Source organism: Novosphingobium sp. AP12, from assembly GCF_000281975.1.
Classification (GTDB): Bacteria; Pseudomonadota; Alphaproteobacteria; order Sphingomonadales; family Sphingomonadaceae; genus Novosphingobium.
This window is the reverse complement of sequence record NZ_AKKE01000031.1, coordinates 1-15,851: the sequence shown is the minus strand read 5'-3', so window position 1 is coordinate 15,851 and position 15,851 is coordinate 1. Positions and strand designations below refer to the sequence as shown.

At 68.4% G+C, this 15,851-nt stretch carries 13 protein-coding genes and 1 pseudogene; 10 read left to right on the top strand and 4 right to left on the bottom strand.

Going from position 1 to position 15,851, the window contains the following annotated elements:
- The first annotated feature begins 318 nt into the window (after window positions 1-318).
- The 4 genes from fdhD (at window position 319) to PMI02_RS06315 (ending at window position 3,803) form a co-directional block, all read left to right on the top strand.
- Window positions 319-1,179, top strand: a complete 861-nt coding sequence (gene fdhD / locus PMI02_RS06330; protein WP_007680360.1) for a formate dehydrogenase accessory sulfurtransferase FdhD — start codon at window positions 319-321, stop codon at window positions 1,177-1,179.
- A gap of 90 nt (window positions 1,180-1,269) precedes the next feature.
- Entirely contained in the window at window positions 1,270-2,481 is a 1,212-nt protein-coding gene (locus tag PMI02_RS06325) for a toxic anion resistance protein (protein WP_007680358.1), read from the top strand.
- 6 nt (window positions 2,482-2,487) lie between these two features.
- Complete coding sequence (locus PMI02_RS06320) at window positions 2,488-3,186, top strand: hypothetical protein (protein ID WP_007680357.1); 699 nt, start codon at window positions 2,488-2,490, stop codon at window positions 3,184-3,186.
- A 245-nt stretch (window positions 3,187-3,431) separates the two neighbouring features.
- Complete coding sequence (locus tag PMI02_RS06315) at window positions 3,432-3,803, top strand: EthD domain-containing protein (protein ID WP_007680355.1); 372 nt, start codon at window positions 3,432-3,434, stop codon at window positions 3,801-3,803.
- Between the two features lie 7 nt (window positions 3,804-3,810).
- On the opposite strand, the gene PMI02_RS06310 is transcribed toward PMI02_RS06315, so the two are convergent.
- From PMI02_RS06310 to PMI02_RS06300, 3 genes are all read right to left on the bottom strand, one after another.
- Window positions 3,811-4,362, bottom strand: coding sequence for a nuclear transport factor 2 family protein (locus PMI02_RS06310; RefSeq protein WP_007680353.1), 552 nt, complete (start codon window positions 4,360-4,362; stop codon window positions 3,811-3,813).
- A gap of 7 nt (window positions 4,363-4,369) precedes the next feature.
- Window positions 4,370-5,179, bottom strand: a complete 810-nt coding sequence (locus PMI02_RS25795; RefSeq protein WP_007680347.1) for an SDR family NAD(P)-dependent oxidoreductase — start codon at window positions 5,177-5,179, stop codon at window positions 4,370-4,372.
- A gap of 114 nt (window positions 5,180-5,293) precedes the next feature.
- The gene (locus tag PMI02_RS06300) at window positions 5,294-6,193 is read right to left on the bottom strand and encodes an SMP-30/gluconolactonase/LRE family protein (protein ID WP_007680345.1); all 900 of its coding nucleotides are present in this window, start codon (window positions 6,191-6,193) and stop codon (window positions 5,294-5,296) included.
- A gap of 247 nt (window positions 6,194-6,440) precedes the next feature.
- Between PMI02_RS06300 and PMI02_RS06295 the strand changes: the two genes are divergently transcribed.
- From PMI02_RS06295 to PMI02_RS06280, 4 genes are read left to right on the top strand one after another with little or no spacing between them, the layout of a single operon-like run.
- Entirely contained in the window at window positions 6,441-7,145 is a 705-nt protein-coding gene (locus tag PMI02_RS06295; protein ID WP_007680343.1) for a CoxG family protein, read from the top strand.
- Window positions 7,142-8,011: a xanthine dehydrogenase family protein subunit M gene (locus tag PMI02_RS06290; RefSeq protein WP_007680342.1), complete on the top strand. Its 870-nt coding sequence runs from the start codon at window positions 7,142-7,144 to the stop codon at window positions 8,009-8,011. Before PMI02_RS06295 ends, PMI02_RS06290 begins: the two co-directional genes overlap by 4 nt.
- On the top strand, window positions 8,008-8,493 hold the full coding sequence (locus tag PMI02_RS06285; RefSeq protein WP_007680341.1) for a (2Fe-2S)-binding protein: 486 nt from the start codon (window positions 8,008-8,010) through the stop codon (window positions 8,491-8,493). Before PMI02_RS06290 ends, PMI02_RS06285 begins: the two co-directional genes overlap by 4 nt.
- A complete protein-coding gene (locus tag PMI02_RS06280; protein WP_007680340.1) occupies window positions 8,490-11,201 on the top strand; it encodes a xanthine dehydrogenase family protein molybdopterin-binding subunit in 2,712 nt (903 codons plus the stop codon). Before PMI02_RS06285 ends, PMI02_RS06280 begins: the two co-directional genes overlap by 4 nt.
- A 4-nt stretch (window positions 11,202-11,205) precedes the next feature.
- On the opposite strand, the gene PMI02_RS06275 is transcribed toward PMI02_RS06280, so the two are convergent.
- Entirely contained in the window at window positions 11,206-11,676 is a 471-nt protein-coding gene (locus PMI02_RS06275) for an Lrp/AsnC family transcriptional regulator (RefSeq protein ID WP_007680339.1), read from the bottom strand.
- Window positions 11,677-11,774: 98 nt separating this feature from the next.
- On the opposite strand from PMI02_RS06275, the gene putA reads away from it, so the two are divergent.
- Together putA and PMI02_RS06265 are read left to right on the top strand one after the other, a co-directional pair.
- Window positions 11,775-15,371, top strand: a complete 3,597-nt coding sequence (gene putA, locus PMI02_RS06270) for a trifunctional transcriptional regulator/proline dehydrogenase/L-glutamate gamma-semialdehyde dehydrogenase (protein ID WP_007680338.1) — start codon at window positions 11,775-11,777, stop codon at window positions 15,369-15,371.
- A gap of 171 nt (window positions 15,372-15,542) precedes the next feature.
- Window positions 15,543-15,851 (top strand): annotated as a pseudogene (locus PMI02_RS06265) (riboflavin biosynthesis protein RibD); the annotation flags it as partial.

Sequence of the window (15,851 nt, the reverse complement as noted above, 5' to 3'; positions counted from 1 at the left end):
CGTTGGGGCGATGCGATCGAACGGATTGGATGCAGAAATATGGTGCAATGGCGCCGTATTTCGATAAACACGCATGTATTGTATACATGTGGCGCCGGCTGCCCGGTAAGCGGTAGTGGCATATTTTAACCCTCCTACCCCCGTCATCCCGGCGAAGGCCGGGACCCAGCCCGGCAAATGACGTCGCTTCGCGGCTTTTTCCTTCGCCGGGATGACGGGGCGGGCAGGGGGATCGCGTCGAGCGCTCTTCGGAAACCATCGTCGTCTCCGCACAGGCGGGGACGACGATGCCTTGCCATCCTTTGCGTTATCTCCGAGATGCAGACGGCATCACAGGAGCACGGCAAGCTGGACACCGCACCCCATCCCGGAGCGCACCGCATCCCCGCACTGCGCTCCGACTACACCGGCGCCCCCGGTGAGCCGCGCGCCTTGTCGGTCCCGGTCGAGTCCCCCGTCGCGATCGAGACCAACGGCATCGCCTACGCCGTGATGATGGCGACCCCGCTCGATCTCGCCGATTTCGTCACCGGCTTCCTCATGGCCGAGGGGCTGGCGCTGGTGGGCGAGGTCGGCGAAGTGGCCATACACGCCACCGATCACGACGAATGGGGCACCGGCTACGTCGCCCGGGTGAACCTTCCGCCCGAGCGCCTTGGCCCGATCCTGGAGCGCGCGCGGCGGCGGGTGGGGGACAGCTCCTGCGGCATCTGCGGGATCGAGGGCGTGGAGGCGGCGCTGCGGCCGCTCCCCCCGCTGACCCGCCGTTCGCAGGCCGGGCCTCCGGCGATCCGCCGCGCGCTCGAGGCGATGCGCGAGGGGCAGGGGCTGGGCCGCGAGACCCGGGCCACCCACGCCGCCGCCTTTTGCGACGAGGATGGCGCGGTGCTGATGCTGCGCGAGGACGTGGGCCGCCACAACGCGCTCGACAAGCTGATCGGCGGGCTGGCGCGCCAGGATATCGAGCCAAGTCAGGGTTTTGTCGTGATGACCTCGCGCTGTTCCTACGAACTGGTGGAGAAAACCGTGCGGGCAGGTTGTCCGTTGCTGGTGACGATTTCCGCGCCCACCGACCTTGCCGTCCGGCGCGCGCGGGCAGCTGGACTGGCGCTGGCGGTGGTGGCGAGGGACGATTCCATGCTCATGGTCGATCCCGGTCCGCCGTTCGTCGAGGAATGAGGGGAAGGAAGGTCCGGTTTTCCTTGTAGTCGGACCACCCCGCTCATAGATTTCGGGACTACCGGGTTTTTCACGAGGATTTGGCTTAAAATGGCAACCACTGCCACCGATACCGCGACCGAACTGAAGCTGACGCCGCCCGATCCGGTGCCGACCGTCCAGCCCGAGCGCGCGGCCGGGCTCGTGCCCGTGGGCGACGAGGCGAAGACCAAGCTGCAGGTCCGCGTGGAGGAATTCGTCGCCGACCTCGTCTCGCAGGACGCCAGCTCGCCCGAGTTCGGCCGCCGCGTCGACCAGCTCACCAACATGGGCCGCAAGGAGATCGCCGAGGCATCGGGCCATTCCAACCGCTTCCTCGACCGCCCCGTCCGCGCCATGGGCAAGGACGAGGGCGTCGGCGCCGACCTTGCCGAACTGCGCCGCACCGTCGAAGCGCTCGATCCCGGCCGCCAGGGCAACCTGATGGCGCCGCGCAAGCTGTTCGGGGTGATCCCGTTCGGCAACAAGCTGCGCAACTACTTCGACAGCTATTCCAGCTCGCAGAGCCACATCAGCGCCATCCTCGCCCGCCTGCAGGGCGGCAAGGACGAGCTGCTGATGGACAACGCCGCCATCGACGTGGAGCGCCAGAACCTCTGGGCCGCGCTCGGCAAGCTGGAACAGATGATCTTCATGTCCCGCGCGCTCGACACCGCGCTGGAGGAGAAGGCCGAAGACCTCGACCACAGTGACCCGGCCAAGGCCAAGGCGCTGCGGGAAAGCGCGCTGTTCTACGTCCGCCAGCGCACTCAGGACCTGCTGACGCAGCTGGCCGTGTCGGTGCAGGGCTACCTCGCGCTCGACCTCGTGAAGAAGAACAACATCGAGCTGGTGAAGGGCGTCGACCGCGCTTCCACCACCACTGTCGGCGCGCTGCGCACGGCAGTCACGGTGGCGCAGGCGATGATGAACCAGAAGCTGGTGCTCGAACAGATCACCGCGCTCAACACCACCACCGCCAGCATCATCGACGCCACCGGCCAGATGCTGAAAGACAACACCGCGCGCATCCACGAGCAGGCGGCGAACTCGACGATCCCGCTGGAGACGCTGAGCCGCGCCTTCCAGAACATCTACGACACGATGGACTCGATCGACACCTTCAAGATGAAGGCGCTCGATTCGATGAAGCAGACCGTCACCGCGCTCGAAGGCGAAGTCGGCAAGTCCAAGGCCTACATCGCCCGCGCGCAGGGCCAGTCCGAGGGACTGACGGCAGGCGACGGCGCCGGCGCGAAATCGCTGCTGGAGGCACTGGACTAAAACGCGATGGCGCAGGTTCCGGCAAGAGTTTCGCAGGAGATCGTGCGCGCCGCCCGGCGGCAGCGCTCGATCCGGCTCTACAACGCCCGCAAGGAGCAGTGGCGGCATCGCGGCCGCCGCCTGCGCCGCGCGTTCCTGGCGATGGCGGGCATCTACATCGCCGCGCTGGTGGCGGCGCTGGCGCTCGGCGGCATCGGTTTCATGGCGAGCCTGCTGACGTTCCTGCTGGGCCTCGCGGTCTTCACGGTGCTGTCGATCTACCCGGCGACGCCGCGCACCCATGTGGACGACCTCGGCAGCGCCAGCCTGACCGAACTGGCGGGCTCGACCGAGCTGTGGCTGGAAGGCCGGCGCCGCGCTCTGCCCAACGCGGCGGTGGACGCGGTCGACATGATCGGCGTGCGGCTCGAACAGCTGGCCCCGCAGCTCGCCACGCTCGACGAGCGCGGCCCCGCCGCGCGCGAGGTGCGCAAGCTGCTCGCCGAACACCTGCCCGAGATGGTGAGCAGCTACACCCGCATCCCGCCCGCGCTTCGCGGCAGGCCGGGCAGCGGCGGCACCAGCCCGTCCGAGCAGCTGGTCGATGGCCTGTCGGTCATCGCCGACCAGATCGAGGCGATGAGCGAGGACCTCTCGCAGGGCGACGTCGACGCGCTGGCGACGCGGCGCCGTTTCCTCGAAGTGAAGTACCTGGATCACGAGTGACGGCAGGTCTTTAGGCGCGCCCTTGCCGGGAGCGCGCGCAGGATTTTCCTACATCGATGGAAGCCGCTAGGTTCGCGTCGGCTCTTTCCACCGTCGATAAACCGCGTCCCTTGGCGGCTTCATACACCCTTCGCCGGCGCATGGGTTTCATCAACTTGCGTTTGCCGCAACCAAGATCGCCACGGCGGCGCGCGCCTCCCGCCGCCTCGTGATATCCCTCCCGAAAACAACCGGGAGAGACCAAGATGGCGGGCGAGACGTACAAGATCCTGCTGTTCATGAAGCGCCGCCCCGACATCTCGGTTGAGGCCTTCCGCGACTACTACGAACACCACCACGCCCCGCTCGCCGAGAAATACTCGAGCGGGGTGAGCCGTTACATCCGCCGCTACATCGACCCCCAGCCGCACCCCGAAACCGGCGCTTTCACCGATGGCGCCGACGTGATCACCGAACTGTGGTTCGAGGACGAGAAGGTCTACCGCGGCACGCTGGCCTACATCACCACCAGCCTGATGCCGGACGAGATCGTGGCCGACGAGAAGAACCTGTTCGACCGTGCTTCCTTCCGCATCGCCACGGTGGTGGAACGCGAATCGGATTTCGGCAAGGAGTGAGTCGGGCCTACCAGCGCAGCCCTTCTTCCTTCGGCTTCCACGCGATCGGGCGTTCGTAGGACGGGTCTTCCTTGCTCCACTGGGGTTTCAGGAACCCCTTCACCGCATCCGAGAAGACCCAGCTGGGATCGGCGTCGGCGGTCATCTCGATGGTGCAGCGGCGGACCGCGATCCGCCACTCGCCGCCGCGCTTCTCCAGCTGGTCGAGGTAGCGGCCGAAGGCGATCGAGGTCTTGCTCGAATCCTTCCAGAACAGCCCGCCGACGACGTAGCTCTCGCAGTAGGCGGTATCGCCGTCGATCTCGCACAGGTGGTTGGTGATGTTGTGGCTGGTCATGTGGAAGGCGCCGCGATGCCCGGCATTGGCGCGTTCGGGATAGTCGGGCGAGAAGGTGACGACCGCGCCATGCTCGTCCACGCCGTCGTCCCACCAGCACGAGGCGATCTGGTCCACGTCCTGCCGGTCGCGCGCGCGGCACTCGCGCACGATGCAGTCGTGGATGTCCTGCCGGTCCTTGAGGTGGGCCACGGCGGCGCGCAGGTCGTCGAGTTCGCTCATTGTCGTCCTATCCCTTCATGGAAAGCAGCCCGATAATCCCTCCGTCGACCCGGATGTCGGTGCCGCTGATGTAGGAGGCGGCGGGGGAGCACAGGAATTCGGCGACCGAGGCGATCTCGTCGCCGTGGCCCATGCGCTGCTGGGGCACCATGGTGATGAGCCCGCGAAGCTGGGCGTTCTCCTCCGCCTCGGCGCGGCCCATGGGCGTATCGATGAAGCCGGGCGCGATCGAGGCGATGCGCAGGGACCGTGCGCCGAAAGCGGGGGCCTCGCGCTCGACGAAGTTGATCACGGCGCGCTTGGAAATCGCGTAGCTCATGCCCGGATTGTCCATGAAGCCGGCGATGCCCTCGTCGTTGCCGGTCTGCACGAAGTCGCGGATCGAGGTCAGCAGGGCGGGGTCGGCCAGCATGTAGGCCGAGACCGACGAGATCAGCACCGCGCAGCCGCCGGCCTCGAAACGCGGCAGCAGCGCGGCGACCAGGCGCTCGGTCGCGTGGTAGTTGACCGCGAAGATGCGGCGCGCGTCGCTCATCGTGGGCGAAAGCCCGGCGGTATGGACCAGCGCGTAGAGCGGTGCGTCGCCCAGCGCGGCGATCACCTGCGCCGGATAGTCCTCGGCGGCGATGTCGGCTGCCAGGATATCGACCCTGCCCGCAGCGGGGCGCAGTTCCTCGGCCAACGCTTCGAGACGCTCCGCATCGAGGTCGCACAGCAGGAGAGGGCGGCCCTGCGCGGCGAAGCGCTGGGCGGCGGGGCGGCCCATGCCGCCGGCGGCGCCGGTGATGACGACAGTTCCTGAAGGGACGGTGCTCATGCTCTCTCCTTGGCTCCTTCGCGCCGTTTCAGGCGCGGACCCGCGGGTGCTAACGCGGCGGCCGGCGCCGGGCCAGCCGGCGGAGCGCTGCATCGCCGGGGCGGCTGCCCGGCATCAGCCGAGGTCGAAGCGGGTCGGCGCGATCTTGACGCCCGCTACCGCCGAGCGCCCGCGCTGGAGCGTTGATGTGCCCGACAGCGCCCGCCCGGTCCTCAGGCAGTCGCCCGCATCGGCGGGGACCAGGGTGATGTAGAAGTCGCGCCCGTCCGCTCCGCCGAAACGGACCTGCGTGGTCGCGCCGGGCGGCGTGGGCACCGGATCCAGTTCCTCGCCATGCGGTGTCACGCGGCGGATGATGCCGGGTGAGTAGACGCCGGGTATCCAGATCGTGTCCTCGACGTCGAGCGCCAATCCGTCGCAGTCGTCGCGGTCGAGCAATACGCGCTTGTTGGTGAGAGCCAGGTCCGGCGTCACGTCCCAGGCGAGCCCTTGGCCGAACGTCTCGGAGCAGTAGAACTGCGCGAGGCGCGGGTTGTAGGCGATGCCGTTGGTGAAGCGCAGCCCGCTTGCGAGGCGGATGGTGTGCCCGTCGCGGGTCAGGCGCCACAGCTCGGTCGGGCCGGTGACGCGCGCAGCGATGACGCTCTCGATGTCGAGCGTGCCGAAGAACATCCCGCCTTCGCCGTCGGGCCACATCTCGTTGATGCCGTTGACGGGCTGGCCGTCCAGCGTGTCGATCAGCCAGCCCGAGGCGCCGGTTTCGGGGTTGTTCCAGCGCACGCCGCCCTGGCCGCTCGACAGCACGGCGCCGTCGGCGTTGATCATGATGCCGCCGGTCCACATTCGCTCGGGGTCGAGCACGCCGGCGGGTGTGCCGTCCGGCTTAACGCCGTGGACGCCGCCGCCGACGACGTCGCTGTACCAGATGACGTCGCGCTCATGATCGACGGCGAGGCCTTCGAGGTACATGCCGCTGGCAAGCGCGGTGTATTCCCCCGGCGACAGCTGGGACATGGCTACCTCTCCTCGGTGCGCGGCATGTTTGCGCCGCGTTCGTCACTATAGTAGCAATCAGAACTCGAAGGGCGAGAGGGGCCGGAGAGGCAACGCCGTGGCGGTATCGCCGCCAGGCAAAAAATAAGATCCATGGTCGCTCATAAGCGCTTGCATCGAAGGCCGTCCCGGAGTTCAATCCGCGTCAAATGATGCAAGTGGCCAACCGGCGGCCGCCTGCGCGCAGAGAGCTTGGGGAGAACCGGGAATGCAGATGACAGGCGAGCAGCGCATTGCCGCCCCGCGCCAGAAGGTGTGGGAAGCGCTCAACGATCCTGCGGTGCTGGCCCAGTGCATCCCTGGCTGCCAGAGCCTCGAGCGCGACGGCGACGACCGTTTCCTGGCCGTCGCGGAAGTGAAGATCGGCCCCATCGGCGCGCGCTTCAAGGGTAACGTCCAGCTCTCGGACATCGATGGGCCGAACGGCTATACGATCACCGGCACCGGCAACGGCGGCATCGCCGGCTCGGCCAAAGGCGGGGCGAAGGTGCGGCTCTCCGACGTGGACGGCGGTTCGACGCTGGTGTCCTACGATGTCGATGCGGAAGTCGGCGGGCGCATGGCGCAGCTCGGCGGGCCGATCATCGATGCGACCGCCAAGAACCTCGCGGGCAAGTTCTTCGCCAAGTTCGGTGACGTGGTGGGCGGTAACGTGCCCGGCGCTGCGGCGTCGGTCGCCGGCAAGGTCGCGGCTGCGTCGTCCGCAAGCGCCGCCACGGTGCCGGTCGTAGCGATCGCACCCTCGCCCCCCGCACCGCTCTGGGGCTGGGTGGCCGCCGTGGTGCTGGCGATCGTCGTCGGCTTCCTGCTCGGACAGGTCGATTCCACGATGATCACGCTGGCCGTGCTGGTGCTGCTGGTTGTCACCGCCGCCTCCGCCTACGAGGCCGGGCGCCGGGGGTGCGGCACATGAAGCCCGCTCCGTTCGACTACGTCCGCCCCGCCAGCGTCGGGGAGGCCTGCCGCGTGCTCGCCGAGTCCGGGGGCGGCGCCACCGTCATCGCCGGTGGACAGACGTTGATGCCGCTGCTCAACCTGCGCATGAGCCAGCCGTTCGTGCTGGTGGACATCAACGGCATTCCTGAACTGAAGGGCGTCTCGCGCGTGGAAGGCGGCACCCGCGTCGGCCCGGCCACGCGGCAGGCCGACGCGCTGGAGGACGAGACGCTGGCACGCCACCTTCCCGCCTTCATAACCGCGCTCGGCCATGTCGGGCATTACCAGACGCGCAATCGCGGCACGATCGGCGGCTCGGTCGCGCTGGGCGAGCCGGCGGCGGAAATGCCCGCGACCGCCGTGTCCCTGGGTGCGACGATCGAGATCACCTCGTCCGCACGCACCCGCAGCGTACCGGCGGACGAGTTCTACGTCGGCCCTTACATGACCGTGCTCGAACCCGATGAACTGGTCACCGGCATCGTCTATCCCGACTGGCCCGACGGGCACCTCGTGCTGTTCCGCGAAGTCGCGCAGCGGGCGGGCGACTTCGCGCTCGTCGGCCTTGTCGGCGCGCTGGCGCTTGAGGGCGGGGCGATCACCCGCGCCGGGATCGCATGGTTCGGCATGGGGCCGACGCCGATCCGCGCGCGGCAGGCGGAAGCGGCGCTCGTCGGCGCCTCGCTCGCCGGGATTGACGCCGAGGCGGTGGCCCGCGCCGCCGTCGCCGATACCGCGCCGTTCGACGACCACCACGCCAGTGCCGAATACCGCCGCACCGTCGGCGCGCGGATCTTCGCGCGCGCGCTTCGCGAAACGCTGGACCTCAGGAGCGCCGCATGAGCGAACACGCCATCGAACTCACCGTCAACGGCCACTGCCACGCCACCCGGGTCGAGGCACGCACCAGCCTCGGCGAATTCCTGCGTGACGGGCTGGGCTACACCGGCACCCACCTCGCCTGCGAGCACGGGGTCTGCGGCGCCTGCACCGTCATGATCGACGGGCGGGCGATGCGCTCGTGCCTGATGCTGGCGGTCCAGGCCGACGGCGCCGAAGTCACCACGGTCGAGGGGCTGGCCGAGGCGGACGGCACGCTCCACCCGGTGCAGCAGGCGCTGAAGGACAACTTCGGGCTGCAGTGCGGCTTCTGCACGCCGGGCGTCGCCATCACCATGGCCTGCGTCACGCGCGACAATGCGGGCGTGGAGGCACCCCGGATGGAGGACGCGCTCACCACCGCCATGTCGGGCCACATCTGCCGCTGCACCGGCTACCAGGGCATCCGCCGCGCGATCCGCCAGCTTGCGGGAGCCTCGACATGAACGTGCAGGCGAAAAGCGTCGGCGCCGTCCGCTACGTCGGCACTCGCCAGCCGCGCAAGGAGGATGCCCGCCTGCTCACCGGGCGCGGCCAGTTCACCGACGACGTGCGCATGCCCGGCATGCTCCACATCGCCTTCGTCCGCTCCGCCGTCGCGCGCGGACGGATCGTCTCGATCGATCTCGACGCCGCGCGAGAGATGCCGGGCGTGCAGGCGATCTACACCCAGGCCGACCTTGCCGCCGTGCCGGTGCAGATGCTCAGCTTCTTCTTCACCAACATCGAATCGCCGGTGACGCTGCTGGCCGACGGCCGCGTCGCCTGCGTCGGTGATCCCATCGCCATGGTCATCGCCGAAAGCCGTGCACAGGCGGAGGACGCCGTCTCGCTGGTGGAAGTGGTGGTCGAGGAGGAAACGCCGCTCGTCACCATCGCCGACGCGAAGACCGGCGCCCCCGTCCACCCAGACCGCGACGACAACATCGCCGCCGAAATGGGCGACGAGGACGCGCTGGAAGCGATCCAGCCACTGCTCGACGGCGCGGCGCACGTCGTCTCCACCCGCATCCGTCACCAGCGCATCGCCCCGTCGCCGATGGAGGGCCGCGCCTGCGCTGCCTCCCCGGACGGTGCGGAGGAAATGACGGTGTGGATGGGCTGCCAGAGCCCGCACCTCGCCGCGCGCTATCTCGCGCAGGCGCTGGGCATGCCGACCGGCGCGATCCGCGTCGTCGCGCGGGACGTGGGCGGCGGCTTCGGCCTCAAGAACATCCCCTGGCGCGAGGAAGTGGCGGTGGTCGTCGCCGCCAAGCTGCTGCGCCGCCCGGTCAAGTGGATCGAGGACCGCTTCGAATCGCTCACCGCCTCCAGCCACGCGCGCGAACAGGACGTCTCGCTAAGCCTCGCGCTCGACGAAGGGGGCCGCTTCCAGGCCGCCTGGTGCGACTATGCCTGCAACAACGGCGCCTGGCCGATGGGCGAGGACGCGAACATCGCCGTCCACATGTTCATGTGGCCCGCCTACAAGCTGCCCGCCTACGGCTTCATCACGCGCGGCTGGTACACCAACACCATGGGCCTCGGCGGCTATCGCGGGCCATGGGCGATGGAATCGCTGGTGCGCGAGACACTGCTCGAAAAAGCAGCCCGCAAGATCGGCATCGACCCGGTCGAACTGCGCCGCCGCAACCTGGTCTACCTGACCGACCAGCCGCACACCTCCAGCATGGGCATCCCGGTCGAGGACATCACTCCAGGCGAGTGCCTCGAAAAGCTGATGGCGAACATCGACTACGCCGGTTTCCGCCGCGAACAGGCCGAGGCGCGAAAGGAAGGCCGCGACCTTGGCATCGGCTTTGCGACCTACATCGAGCCGACCGGATCGGCAGGCTCGATGGCGCCAATGACAGGCGAGACGGTGCAGCTGCGCATCGAGCCTACCGGCAAGGTCGTCGCCATGCTTTCCACCCATTCGCAGGGCCACGGCACGGCGACGACGATGGCGCAGGTCATCGCCGAGCAGCTGGGTGTCGCTTACGAGGATATCGCGGTCTACGAGGGGGACAGCGCGATCGGCGCTTTCTCCCCGGGCGCCGCCGGCAGCCGACAGGGGGTCATTGCCGGCGGCGCCACCTGGCGCGCGGCGGAAATGCTGGCGGACAAGGTCAAGGTGGTAGCCGCCCACCTCTCCAACGCCAGCGTGGAGACGGTGACGATCGAAGGCGGCATGGTCCACATCGCGGGCGCGCCGGAAATGTCGCGCTCGATCCGCGAGATCGCCGAGATCGCCTATGGCGAGCCCGGCCGTCTGCCCGAGGGCGCGGCCACCGGGCTTGAGGCGCAGTACCGCTACCAGCCGCCGCCGATGACCATGACCAGCGCCGCGCACTGCTGCATGGTGGAGGTCAGCGCGGAGACCGGCTTCGTGAAGATCCTGCGCTGGATCAGCGCCGAGGACTGCGGCACCGTTATCAACCCCGGTGTCGTCGAGGGCCAGATCGCGGGGGGGCTCGCGCAGGCGATCGGGCAGGTGCTGCTGGAAGACATGCCCTACGACGCGCGTGGCAATCCGCTGGCGGCGACGTTCAAGGACTACCTCATGCCCTCGATCTCCGACGTGCCGGACTTCGAGTATCTCCACGCCAACACCCCTTCACAGACTATCGGCGGCATGCGCGGCGTGGGCGAGGGCGGAGCGATCGTCGGCCCGCCGACGCTCGTCAACGCCATCGCCGATGCGCTCGCCCCCTTCGGCGAGATCGACGAGCTGGTGCTGCCGCTCACCCCCGCGCGCGTGCTCGACGTGATCGAGCAGCGTGACGTCTCGGGCACGCGCGCGCATCTGGACGGAGCCGATGTCGCCGCAGTGGTGGAGGAAACGAATCCGGCGGAAGTTGTCGCTCCGGTCATGGCCGCCGGGATCGACGGCGACTGGAACATGGTGCTCAAGACGCCGATGGGACCGCAGGAGATGGTCGCGCACTTCGATGCCGACGGCGCTGTGGTTTCCGGCTATCTCCAGGCGCCCGAGGGGCGGCAGGACTTCTCCGGCGGGACGCTTTCGGGCAGCCAGGTGAAGTTCGAGATGAAGGTCGAGAAGCCTATGAAGATCACGCTCAAGTACGACCTTCAGTTCGACGGGGACACCGTCTCGGGCAAGTGCAAGATGGGCATGTTCGGTTCGGCCACGGTGACCGGCGAGCGGGTCTGAGCCCTCAGCTGCTCGCGTCCTTCACCGTTTCCATCGCCACGAAAGTGGAGGTGCTGGCGACATGCGGCAGGCTGGAAATCTTCTCACCCAGAACCACGCGGTAACGGCGGATGTCGGCGGTGCGCACTTTGAGCAGGTAGTCGAAGCTGCTCGCGATCATGTGGCATTCCTCGACCTCGGGAATGCGCCGTACCGCGCGGTTGAACTCGGTGAGCGCCGCCTCGCGCGTGTCGGACAGCTTGACCTCGGCGAAGGCGACGTGGTCGAGCCCGAGGCTGGCCGGATCGACTGCGGCCCGGAAACCCCGGATCACCCCGTTTTCGACCAGCCGCCGCAGCCGCACCTGGCACGGCGTCTTCGACATGCCGACCGCCTTGGCGAGGTCGGTCACGGTGATCCGACCGTCCACTCTCAGGACCGCGATGATTTTGCGGTCGAGTTCGTCCAGTTCGACCGGTTCTCTGGTCTTGGTCATGCAGATCGCCTTGAGATGCCCTCGATATAAATCGAATCGATCATCTGAGTGCCGCTGAAAAGTCTGATCGACAAGAACAAATCGGTTAGATTTTTGCCATGACCACGCAGCCGCCCTTCGCCGCCTTCGCCCCCGCCATCCGCGACCTGTCGCCGCTTCGTCGCGCCATCGCCGATGCTCGCCGCCGGGACGAGGCCGAATGCCTCGCGCCGCTGCTGGATCAGGCTACTTTGCCGCAAGGCATGCGCGATGCGGTGCGGGCGACGGCCACGGCGCTCGTCACCACCTTGCGCGCCAATCACAAGGGCACCGGGGTCGAAGGGCTCGTGCAGGAATACGCGCTCTCCAGTCAGGAAGGCGTCGCGCTGATGTGCCTCGCCGAAGCGCTGCTGCGCATTCCCGACAACGCCACCCGCGACGCCCTGATCCGCGACAAGATCGCCGACGGCGACTGGAGCGGGCACCTGGGCGGCGGCAAGTCGCTGTTCGTCAACGCCGCGACCTGGGGGCTGGTGGTCACCGGCAAGCTGGTCGGTTCGGTCGATGACAAGGGCCTCGGCGCCGCGCTCACCCGCCTGATCGCGCGCGCGGGCGAGCCCGTGATCCGCCGCGGGGTCGACCTCGCCATGCGCATGATGGGCGAGCAGTTCGTCACCGGCGAGACCATCGACGAGGCCGTCCGGCGCGCACGCGAGCTGGAAGCGAAGGGCTTCCGCTACAGCTACGACATGCTGGGCGAGGCCGCGACCACCGCTGCCGACGCAGCGCGCTATTACGCGGATTACGAGAACGCCATCGACGCCATCGGCAGGGCGTCAGCGGGCAAGGGCATCTACGATGGGCCGGGCATCTCGATCAAGCTCTCGGCCCTCCACCCGCGCTATTCCCGCGCGCAGGCGGCCCGCGTCATGGGCGAGCTGCTGCCCATGGTGAAGGCGCTGGCGGTGATGGCCAAGGGCTACGACATCGGCTTCAACATCGACGCCGAGGAGGCCGACCGCCTCGAACTCTCGCTCGACCTGCTGGAAAGTCTGGCGCTCGACCCCGACCTTGCCGGATGGAACGGTCTCGGCTTCGTGATCCAGGCTTACGGCAAGCGCTGCCCGTTCGTGATCGACTGGATCGTCGATCTCGCCCGCCGCGCTGACAGGCGCATCATGGTGCGCCTCGTCAAGGGCGCCTACTGGGACGCGGAGATCAAGCGCGCGCAGGTGGACGGGCTGGCCGACTTCCCGGTCTACACCCGCAAGGTCCACACCGATGTCGCCTATGTCGCCTGCGCAAGCAAGCTGCTCGCCGCGCCCGACGCGGTGTTCCCCCAGTTCGCCACCCACAACGCGCAGACGCTCGCGACGATCTACCAGCTGGCCCGGCCGGACTTTGCGGTGGGCCAGTACGAGTTCCAGTGCCTCCACGGCATGGGGGAGCCGCTCTATTCGCAGGTCGTCGGAAAGGACAAGCTGGACCGTCCCTGCCGCATCTACGCGCCGGTCGGCACGCATGAGACGTTGCTCGCCTATCTCGTGCGTCGCCTGCTGGAGAACGGCGCGAACTCTTCGTTCGTCAACCGCATCGCCGACCCCACGGTGCCCGTGGCCGAGATGGTGGCGGACCCGGTCGAGGTTGTGCGCGCGATGCCATGCCCCGGAGCGCGGCACGACCTGATCGCAGCGCCGGCGGGGCTCTACGCCGATCGCCGAAACTCGGCTGGCATCGACCTGACCGACGAACGCGCGCTGACCGCACTGACGCAGGCGCTCGAGGCATCGGCCAGGACCGACTGGAGGGCGCGTCCCGCAGGTGGCGAAGGACATGGGCTGCCGGTGCGCAATCCCGCCGATCACCGCGACGTCGTGGGCACCGTGCTCGAACTCGCGCCAGACGATGCGGCGGCTGCGGTTAGCCGTGCTGCTAACAGCGGATGGTCGCAGGTCCCGGTCGCGACTCGCGCCGCGATGCTCGAATCCGCCGCCGATCTCATGCAGGAGCGCATGGGCGCGCTGATGGGGCTGGCCATTCGCGAGGCCGGCAAGTCCGCCGCCAACGCCATTGCCGAAGTGCGCGAGGCCATCGACTTCCTGCGCTACTACGCACAGCAGGCCCGGGACACGCTAGGTGCCGCCCATGTACCGCTAGGGCCTGCCGTCTGCATCAGCCCGTGGAACTTCCCGCTGGCGATCTTCACCGGGCAGGTCTGCGCGGCGCTGGTCGCCGGCAACCCGGTGCTCGCCAAGCCTGCCGAGGAAACCCCGCTGATCGCCGCCGAGGCCGTGCGTATTCTTCACGAAGCGGGCGTTCCCGCGGACGCGCTGCAACTGATGCCGGGCGCCGGAGAACTGGGCGCAGCGTTGGTAGCAGCGCCCGAGGTGGCGGCCGTCATGTTCACCGGTTCGACCGAAGTGGCGCGCCTGATCCAGCGCCGGCTCGCCTCGCGGGTATCGGCGGACGGCCGCCCGATCCCGCTGATCGCGGAGACCGGCGGCCAGAACGCGATGATCGTCGACAGCTCCGCGCTGGCCGAGCAGGTCGTCGCCGACGTCATCGCCTCGGCCTTCGACAGCGCCGGCCAGCGCTGTTCGGCCCTGCGGGTGCTCTGCCTGCAGGAGGACGTGGCCGACCGCACGTTGGCGATGCTCAAGGGCGCGCTGGCCGAGCTGCGCGTCGGCAATCCGGACCGCCTCGCCGTCGACATAGGCCCGGTCATTACCACCGAGGCGCAAGGCAACATCGTCCGCCACATCGAATCGATGCGCGAACGCGGCTTTGGCGTGGAGCAGGTAACGCTGGGCGAGGACGCCGCGCTCGGCACCTTCGTGGCGCCCACCATCATCGAGCTCGGCTCGGTCGCAGACCTGGAACGCGAGGTGTTCGGCCCTGTGCTCCACGTCGTGCGTTTCCGCCGCGACGACCTCGGCGGTCTGATCGATGCGATCAACGCCACCGGCTACGGCCTGACGTTCGGCCTCCACACGCGGCTCGACGAGACGGTGACGCGCGTGACCGCGCAGGTGCGGGCAGGCAATCTGTACGTCAACCGCAACACGATCGGCGCGGTTGTGGGCGTCCAGCCGTTCGGCGGGCGGGGGCTTTCCGGCACTGGACCCAAGGCCGGCGGGCCGCTCTACCTCGGGCGGCTGGTCAAGGAAGCGCCCGAGGCGCTGCCGTCCGGCATGGCGCCCCCGGCGCTCACGGCATTCGCGGATTGGCTGGACGGGCAGGGCGAAGACTCCGGCGTGGCCCGTAAGCTGGGTGCGTCTTCGGCGCTGGGCACCGCATTGGTGCTGCCGGGGCCGGTAGGGGAACTGAACCACTATGCGCTCCATCCGCGGGGGCGCATCCTGCTTCGACCGGCGACGCGGGCAGGGCTGCTTGGCCAGATTGCCGCCGTACTGGCGACTGGCAACAGCGCTGCGATCGAGGGCATGGAGATGCCGGAGGGGCTGCCTGCCGCCGTGATCGAAGCACTGCGCGGTGATCCGGCCCAGCCGTTCGCGGCCTGCCTCGTCGAAGGCGCAGGAGAGGCCGTTCGAGCCGCCTGCGAGCATGTCGCTGGCCTCTTGGGGCCTATCGTGCCCGTCCATGCCTGGGACGGACGCGGCGCCGGGCCGGGCTGTGCATGGCTGCTCGAGGAGGTGTCGACGTCGATAAACACAACCGCGGCGGGAGGAAATGCCAGCCTGATGATGATAGGCTGACAAACGTTTGTAGCGATTAGGAAATGTCGGAATAGGGCCGGGCTGGTTGCAGAAATGCCATCTCAAGGATGGCTCGACCCGCCCGATTCGTGCAACTCTAGGGCCGAATCGACGTTGGCACCGTTACGACCTCACTGCATCACCCAACCACCGAGGGCAGGAGTAGACGAGATGGCCAGGATGATCATCGATGCCGCTACCAGCCTCGACGGCTTTTGGGCCGACGCACGCGGGCGCTGCGTATTCTCCCCAAGCGACCTTGACGGCGCCGGGTTGTCGGGCCGTCTCTCCGACGTCTGCGGGGCCGTGGTGATGAGCCGCCGGTCCTTCGAGCTATCCGAGGACACCGGCTGGATCGGCGAGGCCTATGCCGCCCAGACGCCGGTATTCGTCGTGACGGACGCGCCGCCGCCGGATGGTCGGCGCTTCCGGTTCGTCGATAGTTATGCCGCCGCATTCGCCGCCGCTGCGGCGGCTGCC